The organism is uncultured Turicibacter sp. (assembly GCF_938044715.1).
Taxonomy (GTDB): Bacteria; Bacillota_I; Bacilli_A; order MOL361; family Turicibacteraceae; genus Turicibacter; species Turicibacter sanguinis.
On record NZ_CALIOS010000122.1, the window covers coordinates 1 to 26,958 of the forward strand.

General features: G+C 34.8%; 19 protein-coding genes. 5 read left to right on the top strand and 14 right to left on the bottom strand.

The window, feature by feature from the left end; translation table 11 throughout:
• The first annotated feature begins 414 nt into the window (after nt 1–414).
• Nucleotides 415–2,406, top strand: a complete 1,992-nt coding sequence (locus QWC74_RS11695) for a transglycosylase domain-containing protein (protein ID WP_006783513.1) — start codon at nt 415–417, stop codon at nt 2,404–2,406.
• Between the two features lie 43 nt (nt 2,407–2,449).
• Here the strand turns inward: QWC74_RS11695 and QWC74_RS11700 are convergent, their stop codons facing one another.
• A complete protein-coding gene (locus QWC74_RS11700; RefSeq protein ID WP_006783512.1) occupies nt 2,450–2,767 on the bottom strand; it encodes a hypothetical protein in 318 nt (105 codons plus the stop codon).
• A gap of 403 nt (nt 2,768–3,170) precedes the next feature.
• On the opposite strand from QWC74_RS11700, the gene QWC74_RS11705 reads away from it, so the two are divergent.
• Nucleotides 3,171–3,395 (top strand): hypothetical protein, encoded by a 225-nt coding sequence (locus tag QWC74_RS11705; protein WP_006783511.1) that lies wholly within the window; start codon nt 3,171–3,173, stop codon nt 3,393–3,395.
• A gap of 33 nt (nt 3,396–3,428) precedes the next feature.
• On the opposite strand, the gene QWC74_RS11710 is transcribed toward QWC74_RS11705, so the two are convergent.
• The 7 genes from QWC74_RS11710 to QWC74_RS11740 form a co-directional block, all read right to left on the bottom strand.
• Nucleotides 3,429–4,574, bottom strand: a complete 1,146-nt coding sequence (locus tag QWC74_RS11710) for a S1C family serine protease (protein WP_006785958.1) — start codon at nt 4,572–4,574, stop codon at nt 3,429–3,431.
• A gap of 23 nt (nt 4,575–4,597) precedes the next feature.
• Entirely contained in the window at nt 4,598–5,365 is a 768-nt protein-coding gene (locus QWC74_RS11715) for a TatD family hydrolase (RefSeq protein WP_006785956.1), read from the bottom strand.
• A 428-nt stretch (nt 5,366–5,793) separates the two neighbouring features.
• On the bottom strand, nt 5,794–6,708 hold the full coding sequence (locus QWC74_RS11720) for an ABC transporter ATP-binding protein (protein WP_006785954.1): 915 nt from the start codon (nt 6,706–6,708) through the stop codon (nt 5,794–5,796).
• Nucleotides 6,708–7,778, bottom strand: coding sequence for an ABC transporter ATP-binding protein (locus tag QWC74_RS11725; RefSeq protein WP_006785952.1), 1,071 nt, complete (start codon nt 7,776–7,778; stop codon nt 6,708–6,710). Before QWC74_RS11725 ends, QWC74_RS11720 begins: the two co-directional genes overlap by 1 nt.
• A 12-nt stretch (nt 7,779–7,790) precedes the next feature.
• Nucleotides 7,791–8,801 carry an oligopeptide ABC transporter permease gene (gene opp3C, locus QWC74_RS11730; RefSeq protein WP_006785951.1) on the bottom strand — a complete coding sequence of 337 codons (1,011 nt, stop codon included), beginning with the start codon at nt 8,799–8,801 and terminating at the stop codon, nt 7,791–7,793.
• Complete coding sequence (locus QWC74_RS11735) at nt 8,791–9,741, bottom strand: ABC transporter permease (RefSeq protein ID WP_006785949.1); 951 nt, start codon at nt 9,739–9,741, stop codon at nt 8,791–8,793. Before QWC74_RS11735 ends, opp3C begins: the two co-directional genes overlap by 11 nt.
• 158 nt (nt 9,742–9,899) lie before the next feature.
• Nucleotides 9,900–11,516, bottom strand: coding sequence for a peptide ABC transporter substrate-binding protein (locus QWC74_RS11740; protein WP_006785948.1), 1,617 nt, complete (start codon nt 11,514–11,516; stop codon nt 9,900–9,902).
• Nucleotides 11,517–12,406: 890 nt separating this feature from the next.
• Here QWC74_RS11740 and QWC74_RS11745 point away from each other — a divergent pair.
• Nucleotides 12,407–13,450 (top strand): IS1595 family transposase, encoded by a 1,044-nt coding sequence (locus tag QWC74_RS11745; RefSeq protein WP_006785947.1) that lies wholly within the window; start codon nt 12,407–12,409, stop codon nt 13,448–13,450.
• 94 nt (nt 13,451–13,544) lie between these two features.
• Nucleotides 13,545–13,934, top strand: a complete 390-nt coding sequence (locus QWC74_RS11750) for a hypothetical protein (protein ID WP_006785946.1) — start codon at nt 13,545–13,547, stop codon at nt 13,932–13,934.
• 120 nt (nt 13,935–14,054) lie between these two features.
• On the opposite strand, the gene QWC74_RS11755 is transcribed toward QWC74_RS11750, so the two are convergent.
• The 3 genes from QWC74_RS11755 to metG form a co-directional block, all read right to left on the bottom strand.
• A complete protein-coding gene (locus tag QWC74_RS11755) occupies nt 14,055–14,531 on the bottom strand; it encodes a DUF4825 domain-containing protein (protein WP_006783731.1) in 477 nt (158 codons plus the stop codon).
• Between the two features lie 69 nt (nt 14,532–14,600).
• Nucleotides 14,601–15,641, bottom strand: coding sequence for an IS1595 family transposase (locus tag QWC74_RS11760; RefSeq protein ID WP_006783730.1), 1,041 nt, complete (start codon nt 15,639–15,641; stop codon nt 14,601–14,603).
• 137 nt (nt 15,642–15,778) lie between these two features.
• The gene (gene metG, locus QWC74_RS11765; RefSeq protein WP_006783729.1) at nt 15,779–17,746 is read right to left on the bottom strand and encodes a methionine--tRNA ligase; all 1,968 of its coding nucleotides are present in this window, start codon (nt 17,744–17,746) and stop codon (nt 15,779–15,781) included.
• 323 nt (nt 17,747–18,069) lie between these two features.
• On the opposite strand from metG, the gene QWC74_RS11770 reads away from it, so the two are divergent.
• Nucleotides 18,070–18,468: a hypothetical protein gene (locus QWC74_RS11770; RefSeq protein WP_006783728.1), complete on the top strand. Its 399-nt coding sequence runs from the start codon at nt 18,070–18,072 to the stop codon at nt 18,466–18,468.
• 34 nt (nt 18,469–18,502) lie between these two features.
• On the opposite strand, the gene QWC74_RS11775 is transcribed toward QWC74_RS11770, so the two are convergent.
• The 3 genes from QWC74_RS11775 to QWC74_RS11785 all read right to left on the bottom strand — a co-directional run bounded on the left by QWC74_RS11775 (nt 18,503) and on the right by QWC74_RS11785 (nt 26,914).
• Complete coding sequence (locus QWC74_RS11775; RefSeq protein ID WP_006783727.1) at nt 18,503–18,946, bottom strand: NUDIX domain-containing protein; 444 nt, start codon at nt 18,944–18,946, stop codon at nt 18,503–18,505.
• A 252-nt stretch (nt 18,947–19,198) separates the two neighbouring features.
• Complete coding sequence (locus tag QWC74_RS11780) at nt 19,199–20,875, bottom strand: immunoglobulin-like domain-containing protein (protein WP_288994096.1); 1,677 nt, start codon at nt 20,873–20,875, stop codon at nt 19,199–19,201.
• Between the two features lie 60 nt (nt 20,876–20,935).
• Nucleotides 20,936–26,914 (bottom strand): M60 family metallopeptidase, encoded by a 5,979-nt coding sequence (locus QWC74_RS11785; RefSeq protein ID WP_006783725.1) that lies wholly within the window; start codon nt 26,912–26,914, stop codon nt 20,936–20,938.
• Between the last annotated feature and the right edge of the window lie 44 nt (nt 26,915–26,958).

The window sequence follows — 26,958 nt, forward strand, 5'->3', positions numbered from 1 at the left end:
ATTGGCTGGCATGAGTCCAGTTCAATACCGAATTCATACCAGCCAATTGGCTGCTTAATATTTAGTTCAACTTTTTGGGGTCACTACAGTTGTACCAATAACTCCATATGTCCCAGGTACCCAAATACAGGACATATTTCAACATTTCCAACTAAAATAATATCATCTTTTCAAAAAAACATCAATTTTTTTAGAGTATTTCTATCACAACAATTTTTATTCTTTTACAAATTTTTAATTAATAACTAAAACGATTGCATCAAAAAAATAATCCATTAATTCTCAGAATTCTAATATTATTTAATTAACCCTCGATTCCTGAATTTCAATTAAATAACATTTTTATAACTTTATCCCTTAATTTGTAAATATTTTAGAAATATCTGGATAAACTAACTTCTGAGGTGAAGTTATGTGAAAAAGTTATCCACATTTTTTAAGACCAAATATTTAGTTGTAACAATGATTATGGGAATTGAGTTAGTGGCAATCCTGGGACTAACCGTTTATCAATATTTTAAATATCTCCCTGCCCCAGACATTAACGTCAATACCACCATTACTTTTTATGATTCAGATGGAGAAGTCTTTTTAGAAAAAACATACCCTAAAAATCAAAACTGGGTTACACTCGATGAAATTTCTCCTTACGTGATTGATGGATTTATTGCGACCGAAGACCGTAATTTTTATAATCATATGGGATTTGATCCAATTCGCATTGCAAAAGCTGTTTTAGTTAATATAACGACAGGAAGCAAATCTCAAGGTGCATCAACGATTACCCAACAGTATGCTCGTAATTTATTCTCGGACTTTGATAAAACATGGGAAAGAAAAATTAAAGAGGCATTTTATGCATTGAAGCTTGAAATTGCCTATGATAAGGAGACCATTTTAGAAGGTTATTTAAATACAATTAACTTCGGTCATGGTAACTATGGAATTGAAGATGCAGCCTTATTCTACTTTGACAAACATGCGAGTGAACTCACACTCGAAGAAGCATCTGTTTTAGTTGGGATTCCAAAAGGTCCTAGCTACTACTCTCCACTCATCAACTACGAAAATGCCATGTCAAGAAAACAAATCGTGCTAAAATCAATGCTCGTTGAAGACTATATTACACAAGAAGAATACGATCTTGCGCTTAACACAGAGGCAACCATTATTGGGGAACATCCAGAAGCACTTGAATATGATGCCCCATATTATGTCGATGCTGTTTTAAGTGAAGTGGATAAACTGCTAGATGGACAAATGATGTCCTATCGTCATTTAAATATTTACACGACGCTCGATCGCGAGATTCAAACTTATGTCAACGATGCTATTGAAGACACGATTAAACAAGAGGGAGTTCAAACAGCCGTCATCGTTATGGACCCTCAAACTGGATATGTGAAAGCTCTCAGTGGTGGAACCAATTACGAAACCTCTCAATTTAATCGAGCGTTATATAGTCGACGTCAAATCGGTTCTATGATGAAGCCATTTCTCTATTACGCCGCCCTTGAGTACGGATTCACCCCTTCAACCACCTTTATGAATGAACCTACATCTTTTACTTATAATGATGGAGCAAACACTTATACACCTGGAAACTACTCAGGTGCCTATGCTTACGACGAAATTTCAATGGCTAATGCCATTGCTGTATCTGACAATATCTTTGCAGTTAAAACGCACATGTTTTTAGGAATGGATGTCCTGTCTGAAACCGTGAAACGCTTTGGAATCGAAGAAGAAATTCCACAGATTCCATCCGCTATTCTTGGAGTTAGTTCAATAAATATTATGGAAATGGCCGAGGCCTATAGTATCTTTGCTAATAACGGACAAAGTGTTGAACGAAAATTTGTAACTGAAATTACAGATGGACGTGGCTTCTATGTGTATAAAGATCAAGCCTCTCAAGGTGAACAAGTTTTAGATCAAACCAAAACGTATATCATGAATGAAATGATGACTGGAATGTTTGATATTAATCAAAACAATCATCTATCTGTAACAGGACTATCTATTATCCCAGAACTTACCCACCGATATGCTGGTAAAAGTGGAACAACAAACACCGATTCTTGGATGATTGGATATACTCCTGAACTTGTGACAACCGTTTGGACTGGATACGATGAAGGTCAGACACTCGATGGTGTTGAAGTCAATCGATATGCCAAAAATATTTGGGCATCTGTCATGGAAAACTCATTAAAAGAAAGTGGATCGACTTGGTTTGAAACACCTAAAAACGTTGTTCCAGTTTCAATCGACCCCGTATCTGGGTACCTTGCAGCAGATGACTGCGATAAAAAAGTAACGCTTTATTATGAAAAAGGAAATATCCCAACAACGACATGTTCAGCTCATGAAAAAGAAACAACTATTGTGGATAACGCAAACTAAAAAAGAAGATGTAAAAGTAGCTTTCTACTCTTACATCTTCTTTTTATCTTTTGTTTTCTAAATATTCTTTTAAAATATAAGGCATTTTTGCTTCAAGTACTTTAAACTCTGTCTTTAAATCCACTTTAATATTATCCACATCTTTTGAAATATTATTGATTTCCTCTTTTAAGCGTTGATTCTCTTCTCTAACAACCGCCCTAATCAAATCAATAATATTCTCTTCCTCTACCTTTTTCGCTTCACGTTCCATATCAGCAATAATTAAATTACAAATATAATTAGATTGATTCTTCTTTGACTGTAGATAAGGAATAACTGTAGGTTCGTAATGTTCGTTAATATTAAACGTTTTAAGCATGCTCTCAGATCCCTTCTTATCAATTAAATGGTTAACTTAAAACGACTTTTACATAAAAAATAGTCCATTCACAAACTCGATTAATACCATTGTTACTTGAATAATTTAACCTTTACTAAATCATATGCGACACGTTGCAAATCTAGACATTTTTTAAGTAATTTTTATTAACTTTCTTTATCCTTCCTCCCCATCAAGCCTTCATTACCTATATCAAAACAAAAACATTTCTTATCTATTTCAAGTCACAATTAATAGCTAACAAAAACATTTATAATCTATTCACCTGTTCATCTCAAGTAATGCCTAAATATTTTAAACTAATTCAGCATATACTAACTTTAGCTATAAAAAACTGATCTGGACTTCTATATTCAACTTATTTAACGTCAGGAGGATTCCCATGAAAGACAAAAATTTAATAGAAAAAATACAATTTGAAGCTGGTCAAATAACCGAAGGAATCATTTTAGGAACAGGAAAAGTTGTCACAGCTATCGAAGATGCTGCCGTCGATCTAACAGAAGATATTCTTGATACTGTCAAAGAAAACAATGAAGATTTAGCCGATAATATCGATGAATTAGAAGAAAAAATAGAAAAAAATCGTATCTCTAGTAAAGAATAAAAAAAGTCCAATCGATTGATTGGACTTTTTTTATTAGCTAATTTCAACATCAGCTGGTTGAATCGTTGTTTTTAAATCTAATGTTTGTTGTTCACGAACAACCGTTAATGTGATTTCATCACCTTCACGGAAATCATATAATTTTTTTCTAAATGCCATTGCGTCATCAACTGAATCACCATTAATCGCTGTTACCACATCACCAGCTTTAATTCCCATTTGTTCAGCAACACCACCATCAAATACTTCATAAATGAAAACACCTGTTTTTTGATCAGTTGAAATATTTAAAATCTCTTTTAAACGATCTGGAATCATACTCATATCTTGAATATAAACACCAAGTTGTGGACGGCGAACTTCACCGTAAATTTCTAAATCATTAATAATTGGAAGTGCAACATACGTTGGAATCGAGAAAGACATCCCCTCAACCGAACTTGTTGCAATCTTCATTGAGTTAATCCCAACTATTTTACCATCTAAATTGATTAAAGCTCCACCACTGTTACCAGGGTTAATCGCCGTATCTGTTTGTAAAACAGTCATTTCCCAATCATCATATCCGTCGCTATTTAAATCAACAGAAACCGTACGATCCTTACCAGAAACAATTCCTGATGTTGCAGAACCTGCAAAGTTTAATCCTAAAGGATTCCCAATTGCAATGACCGTTTGCCCTACTTGTAAATCTTCAGTACTACCAAACTCAGCTACTGCATCAACTGTCACATCAGAAACTTTTAATACTGCTAAATCTGTATAAATATCGCTACCTAATAACTCGGCTTCAGAACGATTACCATTCGAGAACACAACCTCAAAATAATCACCGCTATCTACAACGTGTTGATTCGTTACAATATAAGCCGTATCTCCTTCAGCTTTATAAATAATTCCTGATCCCTCACCTTGTGTACGGTTATTTGCAAAATTAACCACACCAACAATAGCAGGCGATACTTTTTGAATTGCTTCAATGCGTTGAGATTCTTGAGTTACCACTTCACGTTCTACAACTTCTTGAATAATATTTTGATTATTATTATCCGTTGTTTGAGTCGTTCCTGTATTTCCCCCAACGCTCGCTTTATCATAATAGAAGTTCGCAATAAAGAAAACACTCCACGCCGTTACTAAAACAACTAAAGATGTATATAAAACCTTATTCATTTTCATTCTACCATCCACCTTTCAATAAATTATCCGATTTTAAATAAAGCACAGGCATTTGCCATCGTCTGCTGACAAACTTCTTCATAAGGCACTTCTTTAACTTCAGCAATCTTTTTAGCCACCAATGAAACATAAAAAGGTTCATTCCGCTTCCCACGATGTGGATGAGGTGTTAAATAAGGCGCATCCGTTTCAATCAATAAATGTTCAAGTGGAATTTCACGAGCAACCGACTGTGGCTTTTTCCCATTTGTAAAGGTCACAGGTCCTGCTAATGAAATTTTAAAATTCAACTTAATGAACTCACGTGCTGTTTCAACACTTCCACTATAACAATGCATCACACCACCTACTGACGCAGCATCATACTGTTTCAAAATCTCAAGCGTATCTGCAATCGATTCTCGCGTATGAATCACAAGTGGCTTGTTCACTGACTGTGCTAAATGAATCTGGCGAATTAACACTTCCTTTTGAACATCATGTGGAGACGTCTCCCAATAATAATCAAGACCACATTCTCCAATCGCTACCACACGAGGATGCATCGCCTGTTTGGATAACTCCTCAAATAACTCATCCGTTAAATAAATTGCATCAACCGGATGCCACCCAACAGCTGCGTAAATAAAATCGAATTCTTCGGCTAACTCAATGGCTTTTTTGTTCGTTCTCGCATCAAACCCCACGACTAACATCTTTGAGACACCTTCGTCTTTGGCACGTTCGATTACTTCCATTAAATCTTCTTCAAACTTCTTATCATTTAAATGTACATGTGTATCAAAAAGCACATTATCACCTATCTTTAACCTCAAAATCACTCTTCATAGTTTCCTCATTACACACCCTTATCATACATGAATTTTCAGGGGATTTTATGATATTTATTTATAAAATATGTAAAATTTAGAGTGTCGTTTTCATTATATCAAAATCAGGTTAAATTTAGGTTAAATTTCCAATAAAAATATTAGGTTTTTCCTTTGAGCTATACCTCTATTAAACACAATCTTGCTTAAAATAATATTAAATCTCTATCTTATTTTGAAAAAATAAAGTCATAAATTTTCAAATAATGAAAAATAAAATAACAATCTGACCGTTTTCATCGTGTATTTCTTGAAAACTGACAAATATCAGCCTAAAATAGGATCAATTTCTCGAAGTTTGTAAACTCCAATAAAAAAATTCCAATCAGATAAACTGATTGGAATCATAGTCAATCTTCAATCCATTGGGCTAACTCTTCAGACGTTGCTAACACCGAATGCGTTTCACTAATTTGATGTTTTACCCCTTTTGAATAATCCACAGTATCTGAATCATATATCAAAATCTCTCGTGTCTTTTCATAAATCGGATCAGGATTTGGAATTGCTGATAATAATGATTTCGTATACGGATGAATTGGATTATTAAAAATATCTTCTCGTGTTCCAACCTCAACTAAATAACCTAAATGCATAACTCCTATTCGATTTGAAATATATTTGACCATCGATAAATCATGCGCAATAAACAAATAAGCAATCCCAGTCTCCTTCTGAATCTTTTTCATCAAATTAACCACTTGTGCCTGAATTGAAACATCAAGAGCACTAATTGCTTCATCTGCAATAATCAGCTTTGGCTCCATAATTAAGGCCCTTGCAATTCCAATACGCTGACGTTGACCACCAGAAAATTGATGGGGATAACGATAGGCATGATCACGGCTGAGTCCAACCTTATCAAGCATCTTAAATACCAGTTCATTGCGCTCTTCTTTTGACTGATATAAATGATGCACATCAATTCCTTGAGCAATCAAATCAAGTACCTTTTTACGTGGATTAAGAGACGCCATCGGATCTTGAAAAATCATTTGCATATTCGTTCTTAAATGCTTCTCATCCGCTTTGCTTAACTTTCCTGAGATATCCACACCATCAAAAACAATTTTTCCTGAAGTTGGTTCATATAAACGAATAATCGAGCGTCCCGTCGTTGATTTCCCGCTTCCACTTTCGCCAACCAAACCAAACGTTTCCCCAGGATAAATCTCAAAGTTAAGCCCATTCACAGCCTTTACTGTATAATGCTTATTAATTTTAAAATGTTGCGATAAATTCTCTACTTTTAATAAAGGTTCCATTACTGACCACCTCGCTTCATCTTCTCAATCCGACGTTTTAACGCTTCGGGCATCTCAACGTGCGGTGCTCGCTCATCCATTAACCAAGAAGCTACACGATGCTTTCCTCCTACATTATACATAGGCGGCTCTAATCGATAGTCGATATTTAAAGCTACCGCGTTTCTTGGCGCAAACGCATCACCCTCAACTTGATTCAATAAATTTGGTGGAGAACCTGGAATTGTGTATAAGTACTCATCATCCGATTCTAAATCTGGAATCGATGACAACAATCCCCAGGTATAAGGATGTCTTGGATCATAAAAAATCTCTTCAACTGATCCCTTTTCAATAATCTTACCGGCATACATCACCGCAACATAATCAGCGATATTAGCCACCACCCCTAAATCATGGGTAATAAAAATAATCGCAACATTCGTTTTTTCCTGAATCTCTTTTAATAACTTCAAAATCTTGGCCTGAATCGTAACATCAAGCGCCGTTGTCGGTTCATCACAAATTAACAACTCCGGTTCACAAGCTAATGCAATTGCAATCACGACCCGTTGACGCATTCCACCAGATAACTGATGTGGATACTGTTTATAACGTTTTTCAGGATCCGTAATACCCACTAGTTCTAACAATTCAATGGCTTTCTTACGAGCTTCATCCTTTGAAATCTTATAATGTTCTCGCATTCCTTCAATAATCTGATGCCCAATCGTCATAGTTGGATCTAAAGAAGTCATTGGATCTTGAAATACCATCGCAATTCGCTTTCCTCTAATATGCTTTTGCATCTGTTTACTCGTAAGTTGTGTCAAATCACGCGTCACCACTTCACCATCTCGGTCGTACGAAAAAAGAATGCTTCCCTTCTCAACCTGACCGTTCTCACTCAAAATTCCTAAAATAGCTTTCGTCGTAACTGATTTCCCACTTCCACTTTCTCCTACAATCGCTAACGTCTCCCCCTGATATAAATCAAGGCGAACCCCACGTATAGCACTTACCTTACCAGCTGTCGTTCCAAACGAAATCTCTAAATCACGAATCGATAACACTCGTCGTCTTTCACTCATATCCACCCCCCCTTACATATCTTTCATTTTTGGATCAAAGGCATCTCGAAGTCCATCTGCTAACATATTAAAACTTAACATTAAAATAGCTAAGACTACGACAGGAAACATCAACATATGTGGATAAGCAAGTAATGACTTAAATCCATCACTAATTAAAACTCCAAGTGAAGCCATTGGTGGTTGTAACCCAAGACCGATAAATGCTAAAAAAGACTCATAAAAAATAGCATTCGGAATCGAGAACATCGACATGATGATGACCTGTCCAAAAATATTAGGTAAAATATCCTGACGAATAATTCCAAACGTTTTTACCCCTAGTGTTCGAGAGGCAAGAATGTAGTCGAGTTCCTTAAGCCTTAAAACTTGAGATCTCACGACACGGCTCATGCCAATCCACCCTGTAATCAACAAAGCAATCGTAATCGACATAATCCCTGGTTTCATGATAATAACTAGTAAAGTAACGATAACTAAGTTAGGAATCCCACTTAAAATTTCAATAAAACGTTGCATATAAATATCAGTTCGTCCCCCAACATATCCAGAAATCATTCCATAAGTCATCCCAAACACCATATCAATCAAAACAGCAAGCGCTGCAATATACAAAGAAACTCGCGTTCCAATCCAAACACGTGTCCAGATGTCACGTCCAAGCGTATCTGTTCCGAAAAAATAATAGACATTTTCAAGTCCACGTTGTTCATATACATTCACACCATTATGTGTTCCATCAAAAATTCCTAATTTTTCGAGGAATGGAATACGTGGTGGCAAGTTCACATGATCCATCATAACCGAATCATATGCATGAGATGAAAGCATAGGCGCAAAAATAGCCATAATAAGTAAAAATAAAATGAAGCAGGCTCCCACTACAGCCCCCTTATTCTTTCTAAATCGATGCAGTACATCTCTCCAAAACGACTGTCCTTCGTAAACAATGTCAGTCTTCATCGCCTCATCTTGGAATACTAGTTCAAAATCATTTTGCAAAAAATCTTGATTATGATTCATGACTACCACCTTCTTTCGATAAACGGATTCTTGGATCAATTACTCCATATAAAATATCCACAACTAGCATCACACCAATAAATAAAATACTGTAAATGAAGGAAAGTGCAATGACGACATTGTAATCATTCACCTGAATCGCAGTCACTAAAAGACTTCCCATTCCTGGAATCGCAAAAATCTTCTCAACCACGAGACTACCCGTCATTAAACTCACCATTAAAGGTGCCACGACTGTAATAACTGGAATCAAAGCATTTCGAAGCCCATGTTTAAACACAAGATGCATCTTCTTAACACCTTTAGCTTCAACCAATAACATATAATCAGATTTCAAGACATCGACCATTTCAGAACGTAAAAACCTCGCCACGTTCGCAATAACAAACATCGATAAGGCAATGGTCGGTAAAATACTTGAAATCATCGGTTTACTCATGTTGTAGGTGATTGGAAACATTTTTAATTTATATCCTAGATAAAAGCAAAGTCCAAGTGCAAACACATAAGACGGTACACTTACCCCAATAACTGAAATAACGGTTGCCGTTGAATCTATCCACGTATTTCGTTTAAGTGCCGCCACTAATCCAAGACATAACCCAATAATAGTTCCAAGCACAATCGCTTGAAGTCCAATTCGAATCGTAATCATCACACGCCCACTAATTAACGTACTCACTGGGACATCTTTTTGGATTGCATAAGAAACCCCAAAGTCTCCATCTAAAATGACTAATTTCAAATAATTAAAAAATCGCGTAAAAATCGGCTGATCGAGCCCATATTTTGCATTTAGCAAAGCCAGTTGGCTCTCTGTTAGCTTCTCATCATTAAAAGGTGAGCCCGGCATCAATTCAAGCATTAAAAATAAAAATAGCAAAATCAAAAAAATGGTAACCACCGAAATCGCTAACCGCTTCAACACATATTTCCACATCCCCATCACCCCCGTATAGATAGGTCCAGATAAGTTTTACACTGTAAAAACTTTAATTAGACTATAACCGCTCTTAATCATAAAAACTTCCGTACTAAGACCCCCTTCAAAATGGTAAAAAATATTACAGAGAGTTATCTCCCTGTAATATTTTTTGCTTAATCTTCTATACTTGCATTTCGATAAATAAATGGAACCCCTACTGAGTGAGTTTCAACACCTTTTAATTTTGGATTAATTAAATAGGTATTACCTTGTTGATAAAGTGGTGCTAAAGCTGCATCTTCACCAAGTAATATTGCTTCAGCTTCCTTCATCGCTTCCCAACGTGCTTCCACATCGTAAACTAAATCCCCTTTATCAATGCGTTCCATTAACGTATCATACGCTTCACTTGAATAATTCGGATAATTATTCGTTACCCCTGTAATAAATAAATCTAAATAAGTCGTTGGGTCTGCATAATCTGGTCCCCATCGAGTTAATCCAAGTTCATAATCTCCTGTACGCATTAACTCAAGACGTTGTTTCTTCGGTTGAGATTTTAACTCAATCGTTAATCCAGGTAAATTTGTTTGTAACTCTGATTGAATAAACTCTGCACATTTTTTACTTGAATCAGTATCTTCAAATAATAATTCAAGTGTTAGGCTATCGATTCCAAGCTCAGCCTTTGCCACTTCCCAATATTCCCCTGCTTTAGCCGCATCATAAGCTAAATAAGTATCAGAAGTCTCACGGAAATCTTTAGCATCTGGTCCAGTCGCTAAGCTAACTGGCACAATAAAATCTGCAACAGTCGAACCATCATTTAACACTGTATCGGTTAATTGCTCTTTATTCACCGCTAATGCTAACGCACGACGTAAATTCACATTTTGTAATTCAGTCACTTCATGGTTTGGAGACATATACCATAAGTAACCTTCATGAATTAAATTGAATGCTTCATTATCTTTATAAAGATCCACAATTTCACCTGTTAAACGAACAATATCTAAGTTTCCAGATTCAAATTCAAGCGCTGCAGTTTGAGCATCTTTCATGATTTTATACTCAATACCATCTAGTTGAACGTCATCTTTTGCATAGTAAGAATCATTTTTCTCAACTTTAAAACTATTACCTTGAATCCACTCTGTCATTTTAAATGGTCCGTTTGCAAGTAAACTTTCTGGACTTTGCGCATAATTACTTCCTTGCTCAGTGACGAACGCCTCATTTAATGGTAAGAATGATGGAAACGCCATAAGCTGTAAGAAAAATGGTACAGGTAATTCAAGCGATACTTCTAATGTATAATCATCTACCGCTTTAACCCCAAGATCTTCTAATGGTTTTTCACCTGCATTAATCGCTGCCGCATTTTTAACTGCTGCCACATCCATGATGAACGCATATTCAGAAGCTGTGGCAGGATCAACAAGTCGGCGCCAAGCATAAACAAAGTCATTCGCTGTAACAGGTGTTCCATTATCCCACGCAGCATCTTCACGTAGATGGAACGTATAAGTTAAACCGTCTTCTGACAGATCATAACCTGTCGCAATCGCTGGGACGGCACTTCCCGCTGCATCTAATGTGTATAACCCTTCGATGGTTGCGGCAATCACCTCAAATGATAACCCATCGGTTGCAATATGTTGATCCATTGATGCTAACTCAACATCTTTTGCAACACGTAACACATTGCTACTTGATTCTTCTCCCCCTGAACAAGCAACAAGTGTTACTGCACAACAAAATATAAAAGTTAAGACTCGCAACTTTTTCATAAGTTTCCTCCCCTTTCATACTAGTGTAATAACGGCTACAAATGTAGCCTCACTCCCCTTCATTAGCCCATAAAAATACAAAATTCAAGGAATTATAACATTTTCCCCTTCGCTAATCGAAGTATAATTCACTATATTCACAAGATTTACACATCATTCCTAGAAAACGCTATTAATTTTTCTTTTCCTACATAAAACCGTAAGAATAAATCTTATGACTGTTTAATATTTATTTAAGATTTTCTTCCATCCACAATGTGTTATTCCCCTATTAATCATCTATAGAGAAGCCATCGCTTAGACATTAAACTAAAAAAGTTGCCTTTCGGCAACTTTACATAATAAATACTCAGTCCATTACCTCTTATCACCCCAGCAGTTGCGGATAACTAAGAGTTCGTCCTTTGGACTCTCTACTTAGTCTGGGGACCCTCCCCAGCAGTTGCGGATTGTTCCCATTCTAAAGTTTATTTAATGTTTTATCAGATATCAACTCATTATCACCCCGGTGGTTGAGGATAACTAAGAGTTCGTCTTTTGGACTCTCTACTTAGTCTGGGGACCCTCCCTACCAGTGGAGGATAGCTACGATCTCACTTTGCCTTTATTTAATCTAAATTCATTCTATAACTTTTTATTGCCCATTAATTGTTATTAAAAAATAGTTCGCTAACCATACTTTATTTAATATCTCTTCAGCCTACAACCACAAATCACCCCAGCAGTTGAGGATTGTTCACTTCGTTCACTGCCGGGGGCCCCACTTTGTAAAGTAAAATAAAAGGCAATGTTTTAAGAACGGGTTGATATTTTCCACAGAATTTGCATAACCAATTTCAAAAATGTCGATTATAATAGTAAACAGAACATTTGTTTGAGAGGTTGAGTATATGTCAAAGGAACTTATTTTAAGGCTTTTACCTAAATTGAATGAATCAGAATTAGATGAGGTTATCGCAACTATCGAGTTAAGTAAATTTAAATCTGATTTGATTAAACTTCGTAAAAAGGTCCAAGAAGCAAGATATTCAAACGGGCATTTTGAATGTCCTGTTTGTCATGGAACTCATGTCGTAAAAAACGGAACTCGGAACGGTGTCCAACGTTATCTTTGTCGTTCATGTAATAAACCGTTTAGCAATCAAACCTCTACACCTACTGCCTATTCGAAGAAGGAGGCTAAAGTATGGATTGAATATATTGGTTGTATGATGGCAGGTTACAGTATTCGAAAATGTGCAGAGATATGTAACATTAACATCGCAACATCATTTTTCTGGAGACATAAAATCATGAATGCCTTAGCTTCGTTTGTTAATATCGGTGAAGTTGATGGATTAGTAGAAGCTGATGAGACCTTTTTCCGATTCAGTAAAAAAGGAAATAGAACTAAAGGCAGAACGTATGGAAAAGTGCCTTCTACGTCTAAAAAAAAGAAAGCTAAAAAAGCACATAAAAAACGAGGGTTATCTAAGCAACAGGTAGCTGTTGGAACAGCTTTAGATAGACATGGTAATTTATTGATTGGATTAATTGGACGAGGACGATTGAAATACGACGCCCTGAAACGTTTCTTTGAAGGTCACATCGCTCCACATTCTACGCTATGTACAGATAGTGCTCATGGGTATTCACGAATAGCTGATGAACTTAATTTAGAACACATCCAAATTGAATCTGGAAAACGCAAGAAAGATATTTATCATATTCAACATGTAAATGCGTTACATAGTAGTTTAAAAACTTTTATGAGAAAGTTTAGAGGTGTTGCAACGAAACACTTGCATCATTATCTTTATTGGTTCAAATGGGTTGAACTTTTTAAGCATGAAAAAGAAGTTGTGAAAATTCAAAAGGCATATATTCACGCTCAATCAACTTATTCAACTTGTTCAATTAAAGATATTTTGTTAAGCAAGCCCTTATTTGCATAAGTATATATACCTCCACCTCGAAATATTGTTATTATTTGGTAAAAGTGGTATAATAATATGAAAAGAATCTATTTCAATATGAAGGAGGGATTTTATGAATATATTATATTCAAAAGAAAAAGGTTTTTTAAATGCCGAACATCGTTATAAAGGATTAACTATTGTATCCTTGTTACCATTTGTTTTGAAGACAATGTTTATTTTAGCTACAGGAATTGATAGTTTCGCTTGGTATATCACAATTCCAATATGGATTTCTTTATTGGTAAGTGGAATTGGGTTTCCATCTGATAATAAAAAGTGGAATATAGCAGCTTGGATTTCAACACTAATGCTGGCAATCGCTTCGATTGTTATCGGATACTATGACTATTTTCAATGGGCATCGACAAAGCTTTGCTTTGGATTGCTTATCTTCTTTACGATTATTTTTATCATTAAACGTTTTTTAGATAATAAAAATACCACAACGACAGAAATTTAATCAAAACAAAGGAGCTCCTCTAAAGTGTAGAAGAGCTCTTTTGTTTTTGATGAATATCAACCTTTACTTAAAACATTGCCTAATAATAAAAAGCTGTTCAAATATTTGAACAGCTTTTTATTATTTAACGGTATAAGTTTTTATAAAATTTTGTAAAGATGATACATCTTCTGAAATACTTTCTAAATCATTGCCATAATTATCAGATAATGTAGTTCTATCAAAGGTTATCGTCTCTTGGTCTCCGATATTAAAATTTACAATCTCTGCATTTGTAACGAGAGATAAGATAATCATTGAGTTTCCTTGTAATACCTCGTTTAATGCAACTTTTGACGTTGAACCATCTTCTAACTCAACAGTAGCCTCGTCAAATGGTTTGTAATTAATCGTCACCTCATACGGTTCTTTACTTGTTTGTAATTCAAAACCGTCTAAATGCTCATGGGCTGGCAAAATCTCTATAATATGACCAACAGCAGAATTATCACCAACATAAGACCCTTTGTAATTTAACAAATCAGTCATATTCGTTGGTTTCCCACAACCGACAAGAACTAATGATAACAACATTGAAATCATAAGTAACTTCTTCATTCCAATCACCCCCTATTTTCTATTATATATCAAATTCCATTTTTTTACAACAAACTGAGGTGTTAGTCTTTACATAATAAAATTAGCTATTCTTCCTCGAATTATTTCGTTAGACACTACAGAATAACTTGCTTGTGATTGTACATAAGCTTTCTGGATTTTTAGAAGTTCTTTTTCATCTTTAAAAAGCTCAATCCACTTGAACCACATTAAATAACTATGTAAATGCTTAGTTGAGACCCCTCTAAACTTTTGTAAGAAACCTTTAAAGTTACTATGAAACGCATTAATATGTTGGATGTGATAGATACCTTTCATATGTTTTCCGGATGGAATGGCTTTATGCTCTAAGTCCAGTTGTTTAGCTAATTTCCCATAGCCATGCGCACTATCGGTACACAAAATAGAATAAGGAGCGATATGCCCCTCAAAGAAGCGTTTTAGGTTATCATATTTCACTCGTCCTGTTCCTATCATACCAATTAAAATATTGCCTGTTCTGTCTAATGCCGTTCCAATACAGACTTGTTCACTTGATAAGCCACGTTTTCCAACAGACTCCCCACCACGTTTACGGGGTGGTCTTGGCATTGTAAATCGTTTACTTTTAGAATGGTTTCCTTTATAGCTATAACGAAGATAACATTCGTCTGCTTCAACCAATCCATCAACTTCTCCTGTTCCCATGAATGAACTAAGAGCATCTAAAATTTTATGTCGCCAAAAGAAGGCTGTGGCGAGGTTAATATTACATTCCCATGCACAACGGCGTAAGCTATATCCCTTAATCATGCATTCAATATAATCAATCCATACTTTTGTTTCTTTCTTTGAATAAGCAGTTGGCGTTTGAGTTTGTTGGCTAAATGATTTTCTACAATTACGACAGAGATAACGTTGATTTCCTTTTGCTTTACCATTCTTTACAATATGGTCGCCATGACAAAAAGGGCATTTATATTGCCCTGATGAATACCTGGTTTCTTGAATCTCAGTTTGAAGTTTAGATAAATCGGATTTAAAGATTCCTTTTTCAACTTCAACTAAGATTTCTGATAAATCAATCGGTGATACTCGCTTTAAAAGTGCTAAAATAACTGCTTTTGGCATAAATCAAACTCCTCAAACATACGTTCTGATAATATTATAATGGATATTTTAGTAGGGAGTTATGCAAATTCTGTGTGAAATATCAACACTTTTCTAAAACAGAGCCAAATAAAAAAAGTTGCCTTTCGGCAACTTTTTTATTTTACTTTACTTCCATTTGGTAATTCGTCAATGATTGTTGGTAATGTTAATTTTCCATCGTTAGATGCTGCTAATACCATACCTTGTGATAATTCACCACGTAATTTAACTGGTTTTAAGTTTGTAACAACTAATACTTTTTTACCTACTAGTTGTTCTGGTTGGTAGTGTTCAGCGATTCCTGATACGATTTGGCGTACTTCTGATCCTAAGTCGATTTGAGATACTAATAAGCGGTCTGCTTTAGGGTGTTGTTTACACTCTTTGATTTCTCCGACTTTGATTTCTACTTTCATGAAGTCGTCGATTCCGATTTGAGGAATTTCTTCTACTTCTACTGCTTTTTCTTCAACTTTTTTAGGTTCTTCAGCTGGTTTAACTGAACCTTTCATTTGTTCTTTGATGTATTCCACTTCTACTTCAACCTCCAAGCGTGGGAAGATTGGTGTTCCTTTAGAAACAACCTTAGTTCCTTCTGCTAATGTATTGTAATTATTTAAACTGTTCCATTCTTTAGACGCTGCCCCTTCAATTCCTAATTGAGCGAAAATTTGTGGCGTTGTGCGTGGCATAAATGGTTCAATCATGATAGCAATCTGACGTAAGCTTTCTGCTAAGTGACACATTACCGATTCTAATGCAGCTTTATTTGCTTCATCTTTTGCTAATACCCAAGGAGCTGTTTCGTCGATGTATTTATTCGTACGAGCAACTAACGCCCAAATATCAGATAAAACAATACTAAATTGCATATCTTCAAAGTTTTTCTCAACTTTTTCAACTGTTGTTTTGATGAAGTCTTCTAATGTTTGATCAAATTCAGTTACTTGACCTGCATATGCTGGAATAACTCCATCGAAGTATTTATTAATCATAGAAACCGTACGGTTTAATAAGTTTCCTAAATCATTTGCTAAATCGAAGTTTACGCGCTCAACGAATGATTCTGGTGAGAATACTCCATCTTGTCCGAATGGTAATTCACGTAATAAGAAGTAACGCACAGCGTCAAGTCCATAACGTTCAATTAACATTTCAGGATAAACCACGTTTCCTTTAGATTTAGACATTTTTCCGTCTTTCATCATGATAAATCCATGAGCAAAGATTTTTTTAGGCAATGGTAAATCTAAAGCCATTAAGAAGATTGGCCAATAAATCGTGTGGAAACGAACGATATCTTTCCCAACAACATGAACATCTGCTGGCCAGTATTTATTGAATAATTCTTCATTATCTGATCCGTAACCTAATGCTGTGATGTAGTTAGATAAAGCATCTACCCATACATAAATAACGTGCTTAATATCTCCAGGAACTTTAACTCCCCAATCAAACGTCGTACGAGAAACTGATAAGTCCTCTAAACCTGGTTTAATAAAGTTATTAACCATCTCATTTTTACGAGATTCAGGTAAAATGAATTCAGGATTAGCATTGTAATATTCCATTAAACGATCCGCATATTTTTTCATGTTGAAGAAATAAGACTCTTCTTTCACGACTTTCACGTCACGACCACAGTCTGGACATTTTCCATCCACTAATTGAGTCTCAGTATAATAAGACTCACAAGGTGTACAATATAAACCTTCATAGTGACCTTTGTAAATATCACCATTTTCCATGAATTTAGCGAAAATTTTCTCAACCATCTCTTCATGACGTTTTTCAGTCGTACGAATGAAATCATCATTTGTGATGTCCATCATTTCCCATAACTTTTTGGCTGCATCAGCAATTTCATCTACATAAGCCTGTGGCTCTTTTCCAGCTTCTTGAGCTTTTTCTTGAATTTTTTGTCCATGCTCATCCATACCCGTTAAGAAATGAACATCAAATCCACGGCTACGTTTATAACGAGCCATTGCATCAGATGCTACCGTTGTATAAGCTGTTCCGATGTGGAACTTTCCACTTGGATAATAAATTGGAGTCGTAATATAAAATGTTGGTTTAGACACTCAAAATCCACCTCTTTATCAAATTTAACTACACTCATTTATGTAATTTCAATGTTTTTATTATAGCATAACTAAGTCAAATTTAGACACTAAAAAAAGAATCCTCAAAAATACACGTGAAAATTCTAAAAAATTAGGTATTCAAAAAATCCACCGTTTTACAAACTATAACAATTAAGCTCGAAAACCCACGACTTACTTGGAATTTATCCACATTTTTAAGTCTAAATTCAAATATACATTAAACTATACACACGAACTGTACATTCACCCATCCTTCGACATCGTCATATGATATCATCATTTTACCAAGGGGGGATCTTATGAAAGGACAACTAACAAAACGGGATATTACTTTAATCGAACACTGCAGAAAACATCTGCCAATCACAAGCGATATGGCGGCCATCCTTTTTTATCCGAACCGCTATATCGCACAACGACGTCTTAATACGATTCATCAATTAAGACAACTAAAACGAACCGAACGGATTGTAGTCAATCAACCTTATATTTATTACCTTGATAAACGAGATATCAGGCATCTACCTTTCACCAAATTACTTTACGACCTTCGTCAAAATGAATACGATATCTCAGAGTATGACTTTGATGGACGTACACTGACTGCTATTATCCACAAAGATGAACTATCTTACAAAATTAATAGCACCATTCAAAACATTGAACAAGTTTATAAACGGCTATCCCTAATAGCATAAAAAAATCCCTCACAATAAAATCTGTGAGGGATTTTTAATATCCAACTTCATCTAAATAAATATCCACATCCTCACCTTTACAAAAAGCAATAATCACTTCCTGTAAACGTCTTGGACAAAACTGATACTGATCAAACTTTCGAATCGGAATCCATTCTACATCAACCTGGTTACAATCTGGGTAACTTCCATTTTGAATTTCAGTCTCATCCTCTGGATAGCAAACAAAAATATGTTCAATTGTATGTTCACATGCCTCATAATTAGATAAATAGTCGCGTACAAACAACAAATCATGAACCTTAACATTAGCATTCACCTTTTCAAAACAATGCCTTTTTATAGAATCAAACATGTCTTCCACATGACCTATCTTTCCACCCGGTAACATATAATAACAAACTTGCTCATCCAAAACCTTTAAACAAAGCAACTTTCCTTCCTTCACTATCACAGCACGAACAGAACAATTTACCACCAAAAAACCGCCCCCTCATACAAAAAAATAGCCCTTACATCATTATATTTCGCCAAAATCAAAACTTACCTATTTATTAGAAAAAAGTAAAAATTATGACGATTCATTCAAAAATTTCTTCTCATTATAAATTTTTTTCGTAACACCTTATCACAACTTTATTATTAATTAAAAATCCTAGTAGCATAAACTACTAGGATTTCTAATTATGTCCGTATCATATAATTATAGTTAAAAGCTTAAGTACTTCAACTATTTGTTAATCGCTTTACGTTTTAACACTAACCAAATTCCTACAATAAGAACAATGATTCCACTACTCATAAATGGCCATTGTACTTGTAATCCTGTTTCCGGATTTGTCGTATCTAATCCATCATTACCTGTTCCTGGGTTCGTTGTATCTAATTCAGCATTATCTGTTCCCGGTTTCGCTGTATCTGATCCACCATTACCTGTTCCTGGGTTCGTTGTATCTTCAATTAATGAATCTAAATAATTAATCATTTCATTTTGATTTTCTGATAAGGTCATAACTAAATAATGTGCCTCTTTTTCATTTGTTAATGTAATAGCGTAAGACACCGTTGAACGCTGTTGGCGACGTTCTACCTTCACATTATAATCCTTAAATGATTCAATCATAGCTTTTAAATTAGCTACATCAGTTAAGTCTAATACTGTTAACATCAGTGGCTCATCTTTTGTTCCTTTTCCACTATCTACCGAAACAACATTCATATTAATTAAATCTACAATAGATTCTGGAATCATGTATTCTGGTTGTTCTGGTGTTTCTGGTTGTTCTGGTGTTTCTGGTTGTTCCGGTGTTTCTGGTTGTTCCGGTGTTTCTGGTTGTTCCGAAACAATTAAAGTTGTTATTTCGCTTGCTGCTGGATTTCCCCAACGATCTTCGGCATCATATTGAATAGTAAATACTCCTGATTTTGTAGCAATTCCATCCACAAGAGTTTCTGTATAATTACCGCCCACCTGAACATCAATCTTATATCCAGTGTAATCAATTGCTTCAATGCCTTCTAAGACATCAAACGAATCACCAACTGTTAATTCAACCTGTTGGCGTACACCATTAATAACAGGATTTAATACCTCTTCCACTTGGTTTTCAACAATAACTGGAACAACTAAAGTCGTGGTTTCATTTAACGAATCTGTTACCTTATAGGTTAAAGAATATGATCCAATAATACTCGTATCAACTTTTCCTTCAACAGTTATCTCTAAATTTTCATCTTCCTCATCAATCGCAACCACATAAGATTTTTTTTCTTCTTCTGTAAATGAATCCCCAACAGTTAACATAATCTTTCCTTCGACTATCTTAGGAGAATCAATTAAAGTTAATTTTGGAGCTGTGTTATATGTCAACATTCCCTCATTTTCTACATATAATTGTGGTCCACTTACTTGTTTATTTGTCGCATCTACAACATATTTATAACCTGTCCCATCTGGTTGAAGTTTAGATGTTAATTTATATTCAATCGCTTTATTATTCTCAGAAATAATATCAATTTCTCCAATATCAATCGTTCCACCTGATTTTTTTAGAGATGTATTAGATACGATTAAAAACTCTAATGTTTTTTTATCATCACTTAATTTAATATTTTTTTGTACTTCGCTATCAGTTGTATTAGTCACTAACCACGTTAAACTTTCTTCATTGAAATAAACAGCCCCCTCAAGCTGAATACTAAATTGTAGTGCCTTTGGTATTTCAATTACATTTGATAATGAAAGCTTTAATGTATCTTTATCTAGTTTATCAATGGTTAAGCCCATGTTATCTTCCGTAACAGGAGACGTCGCTCTTCCTGATTGAGAAAAGAAAATAACACCTGCTAATGTTACAGTAAGTGCAGATAAACTAAACATAGTTTTTTTCATGTTTAATTTCTTCATACTTTTCTCCTTAAACAATGAAGATGAGAATAATATTCCCATCTTCATTCAACTTCATTACTAACGAGATAAGTTAGTAATCTGCTCTTTGTTAATTTTCGTAATTAATTGATTATTTGATGTTTTTGATTTAATAAAAGACATTTCTGGAAGTTTTTCTGGTATATCAATCATAAATGTATTACTTACTAAACGTTGCCCATCTGTTTCAAGATTGGCTGTATCTGTTCGATATAATTCAGCAAAAATTGATTTATTTTGTTTAAATTGATCAACAAAGTTTGGTTCTACCCAATAAATCCATGTTCCTTTTGAAATTTCTTCTAAGTTTCCATCGCTAGGAATTTCAGCTAATAAAATTCCGTTATATTCGTCAGCGATATGTTGCTCATTTTCATTTAATACGAGTGGAATATTAAATGCTGGATTCCCGCTATATTCACCTGTAATAATAATTGATCCTTTTGGAATCATCTGTGTTTCATCGATATCTACTGTCGATTCGTCATCTTTTTGGTAAATATAATCTTCTGATAAAATTCCAATTCCATTTTCATAGTTTTGATTATCTGCTGATACACCAATCTCAATATTATCTCCTGGAGGTTCAACTAACTCAAGCTCAGCTACTGAGATATTTTGTGCTCCAAGTGCATATAAGCGAACATAACGGACTTGATATGTATTTAACTGACTTCCTGATTCAACTCCTGATTTACCGAAATAGATCATTTCCGTTGGATTATTTGCATCGAGCTTAAATGTTCCTTGATTAACTGTTATCCAGCTTGTTCCATCGACACTTACATCAATTTGATAACGTTTGATTGCATGCTCACCAATTGATGATTTTAACCAACCTTCAGTTAATGGTGCGGTATATTTCAATCCAATCACTGATTTAACTGATTGTAAGTCTAATTGAACGTAAGACGTAACATTCGGTTTTAATTGATCGTTATGAGGATCCATTGCATTATATTCATCATTTGTCAATTTACGACCTTCATAAACTGTTGATAAGTCACCATCTAACATATTGGCTAATCCAAAATTCGGAATTGCTGCATGGAAGTCGTTATTTTCATCAATGACGTCTACTGTACTTGAGGTAATATTTAACGACTGACTTGCAATTCCTCCATCATGGCGAACTTTAATTGTTCCTAATGATACTTTATTCGTTGGATTTAAATTGTAATCATACGCAATAACTTCATATGTATAGGTGCGATTATTTCCATTTGAAATCACATCTTCATAGTGAGTCACATCATTCTTTTCATCACGTAAAACAAACCCTGCTGGTTCTCCATTACGAATGATTTCATACCCTAAAATATACTCGTTACCAATTGTGACAGATAACTCAAATGGAACAACTTTCGAATTAACGTAAGAATGATCTTTGATTCCATCAGCAAATGTAGCAACTAACTTTGTTTCTTCTGGCATAGTCGCTGTTCCTGCTAAACGACGACGACGTGCCTCATCATTGATATATTGAATCGGGCGTATTTCTTCTTCGAATTGGCTTACATATGCTAATGTCGTTTCATTAGCAATAATTCCATGTGCCCCATAGAAAGATGCTAGGTTTTTCCCCACAACTTTTGAAGATAGACGAATTAACCATTGATCACGGTCCCCATTTGCCTTCTCTTCAGCTGTCATCTCACGGTAAGCACGATTTAACTTAGCAAAATATGAATCATTCTCTAAATCAGCATCAAAGTTTGTTAATAACATTTTATATGTTGATTCATTATCATAAGCTAAGTGTGGTTGCCAAAGCATTCCAAGAACAACCGAACGATTTGTTGATAAACCAGCTGTATTCGAAGTTACCTTTTTATAAAGTTCTGTTAAGGCCCCACTTACTTTTGGTGCATCCTCATCTAACATCGAATCTGTTAAATCTGCTAGTAAGTTATTACTTGTTTCCGGATAAATACGGTTTGTAGTATCAACTACATGGCCAATTTCATGCCCCATTAAAGCGCCATATAACTTAGCTGTCTCTTTATTCGTCACTTCTCCACTTTCATCGATTTTATATGGAATCCCTTGAATTAATCCTGCTACTGTTCCATATCCAATTCCAACGTGATGTGATGAGGCATACGCTGCTGCTCCCATAATCATACGCTGATATTTAACATTTAAACGTGTTGTTGGAGCTTTATGTTTATTGTAATATTCCGTATCATCTGAATCAATTTCACTATTTCCATTAAAGTCTTGTACTGATTCGAAAACACCTTTCTTGGCATAAGTCACTAATAATTCTTGTTCCCAAGCTAATAAGGCATCATACACACGATTAACTTGCTGTTCACGTGTTAAATTTCCTGATTGAATTCCTTTTAGAATTTCTGTTGCAGGAACTGACAATGTGAAACGTTGACCTTCAATATCTGTCCAATTTAAGACAGATGTTTGAGCATCATATAAATAAACATTATTTAATTTATCTAAATCCGATACCTCCGATGGATATTTTGAAGGTAAATTCTGAACGTAAGTTTCTAGTTCAGTTATATAGTTTTCGATTAAACTTTTAATTTCAGTTTCTTTCGTGTTGTCATTGATTAAGTTATTAACGTTTAAATGCGGAATATTTTCAACATTACTTAAACGGATTTGAATCGTTGCATCTGTTGAACCTGATTTCACTTTCGCCATGACGGCTCCACCTTTTTCAACATCAGTAGTAAAAATTTCTGGAATTGTAATTTCAGTACGTCCTGGCTTAATGACTGTTGATTTACTAATATATTTTCCAGGCTGTCCATAGGCTTGTAAGAAAACAATCTCAACTTGTGTATTAGCATCACTTGACCCCATGTACACAGAGATTGTTTTTTGTTGACTATTATCATCTATTGATGGACGTGCAACAGCTCCTAATGATTGCCACGCATTACTAATACCAATTGCAGCACCATTATCTCGAAGTGAGGCATCTAATGTGACAATCTTTTCCGAAAGATTTTGATCCTCAAATAAATCTTGAGCTAATTGTAATTCTTTCAAAATAGTCTCACGATTTGGGTGATACTCTTTACTAATAGGATCTACCGTATTGGCACGCTCGACTAATGTTTGAATCATATCATTTGTTACGGTCTCTTTTAATTTAATACGTAATGTATCTGTGAATAAATTTTTCACATCATTTTCTAATGAATCATATTCATAGAGACGTAACTCTGAAATACTTTGAACTGACCCACCATATCCTGCGATATCCACTTTAATCTTTTTCGCCTGAATTGGTTCATCTAAAGTTACTGTATAAACATTATGAGTATTTGATACTTTATTCGTTGGATACTGTAAAGATTTCACTACTTGCTGATCATCAGCTGTCCAATAAGTTATTTTTACCTCTTTAACTGAATGTTTATATCCTTGTTCCAGTGACTGAGCAAATGAAATTGAACCAATCGTGTATGTATCATCAAACTCAATGATTGATCCTCGATTTGCTCCATAAACAGCCCCTGTATCCCAGTCTTGAACTTTCCATGATGTTCCGAAATTACCATCAACTAATGCATATTTTGAATCATATGTTAAAGCTGAATCCGGTCCCCATCCACCTTCTTCTTTTGAATCATTTTTATTTATGACGTTGATAATATGTTCCGTTCCAATTTCATTTTTAGTTGTTGGACGATTAATTAACTTATATTCAGTCATAACTGGTGGAGTAACATTTTCAGTACTTGCTAAATAAATATCTGACATCTTACTAGTTCCTAAATGGTTAGTAGCCGATACACGTACCTCATATGTTGCATTATCTTCTAATCCATTAATAGTATAACTTCCAGCACGAACTAAATAGTTTTTATCTGGATTAGTAACTGCTGAATCTGTCTCATTAACTTCTAAATTATTCTGATTTGCTTTAATCCATTTTTTATTTTCAGCTCCGACTTTTCGATAATAAATATCAAAATCACGAGCTTGAATATGTTTTTCCCATGTTACAGAGAAAGATTTAAATCCAGGTGTTGTCACTAAGTTAATTGGAACATCTGGTGATTGAATCGGGATAACTTGGATTTCTGTAACACTTCCAATATTTCCATTATAATAATCCTCAATTGGATTATAATCTTGATCAACATTATCAGGTTTCTTATCAAAAGCTGTCGGATTAGTTTCTGCCGTTGCATAACCACTTTCCCAATCACCATTCAATGATTGAACTTTTACACGATATAAACTATACGGTCTAATATCTTTATCTAAAATATTAATTTCAGGCTCATTCGTTTGAAGTTTCTTTATCTTCTTCACAGCTCCTGTCGTCTCATCTAACTGTTCGTAAGTCACTTCATAACTCGTTACATTTGGTTCTGGGTCCCAAGTTAAAGTGATTCGCTCATCATGAAGATTCGTTGATGTTTCAACCGTTTTAATCGTTGGAATATTCATGTCTGGGGCTGGAAGTTCTTTATATACATTATTTAAAAACTCAACTTTAGCAATTTGAGAAATCACTTTATTTCCACGGTTTCCAGTTACATTAATTGAAATCTTCTTTACCGCTACTTGTGACCCTAAATCAATCACAATATCTCCAGAAGCCGAACGAGTGACTGTATTATCAAAAGGAACAGTATACTCTTTTCCTAAATCATCAATGTAACTAACAAATCCTTTTTCAGGAATTCCAACTTCATCATTATTAAAAGTCTGATTCGCTGGCACTTTAATGACCACTTGCTCCATTAACACAGCTTGGCTTTCAGATTCTGTACCAAAGTTCATATCAATGCTTAGTGGAGATTCCTCAGACGGAGCCTCATTATCTATTTTTGATAAATGAACAGTTGTTGACTCATTAAGGAATAAATCTGAAATATCTTGATTCTCACCGATATTAGTATTTGTTGATTCTACTTTAATGTCATTTAAATTAACAATGATGTTTGTATTTTCAATATTAGTAGCCTGAGCAGTTAAACCAATATTTCCATATGTATATGACAAATCAGTAATATCTACAATTCCATCACGATTTAAGTCGTACTTTTCATCATTTGTCCCCAAATGTTCGATAACTAATTCATAATCATCAATTGAAATTTGACCATCTTGATTCACATCGCCGGCTAAGAACGCCTTAGGATACTCCTCATTTACTCGTGCCTCTTGATTCACATTCGAATGAGATACCGAAAACTTCACACGTTTTGAATATTTATCTAAACTAATATTTGGAATTACCGTTGCTTGATATCCCCCACCAGTTAGTTCTGCTTCATACATTCCAATTTCTAAATCATGAATGCTAATATGTAAGAAATAAACATCTCCATCTTCTAAGAGTTCACGTTTAGAATTCATTTTTTCAATCGTATAGTCAGATTGTCCAATTGTTCCACTTAATTGTTCTAAACTTAATTTTCCAATCTCATGTCCATCTTTTTTTAGAGTTAAATTTATGCCTTTAATCTGGGAAAGAGGGGTTGGAAAATAAATATCAAACTCCAAAGTTCCTGTTGCAACCTTATTATTTTTTGTTTCAAATACTGTTGTTTGATTAGAAATTTCAGTCTCTACCTCTAGCTGACTCTCTGGTTGATTATTCACATCATTGATATCCTCTTCTGTCGTGCCATCACCAATGATTACATCCTCTTCCGTCGTGTCTGAGCCCTCATCTGTTGATGTTGTGGCACCTAATCCACTCTCATCTGAATTTTCTTCTTTTGGCATCTCTGCCTCTTGATCTAACTGTTCTTCTTCAGGAAACTCTATAACTTCATCTAATGGTTCCTCCGTTTCCTGATTTAAACTCTCGTCTGAAACTCCATCAGTTGAATCAGAGTTTTCCTCTTTACTCTCTTCTAAGCTTGCCGTCTTATCCTCTTGATTTGAAACTTGATTATCTTCAGCTGTCGTTTGTAAGCTAAGTTGAGCATTTCTTAACGATTTTGCATTGACCATAACTGTTCCTAATTCAAGAAAAGGAGATAGAGTTAAAACTAAGGCAATACTTAGAGATATTATCATTCTCATTTAGATAACTCCTCCTATAACTACAATAAATCTCATAAAAGAAT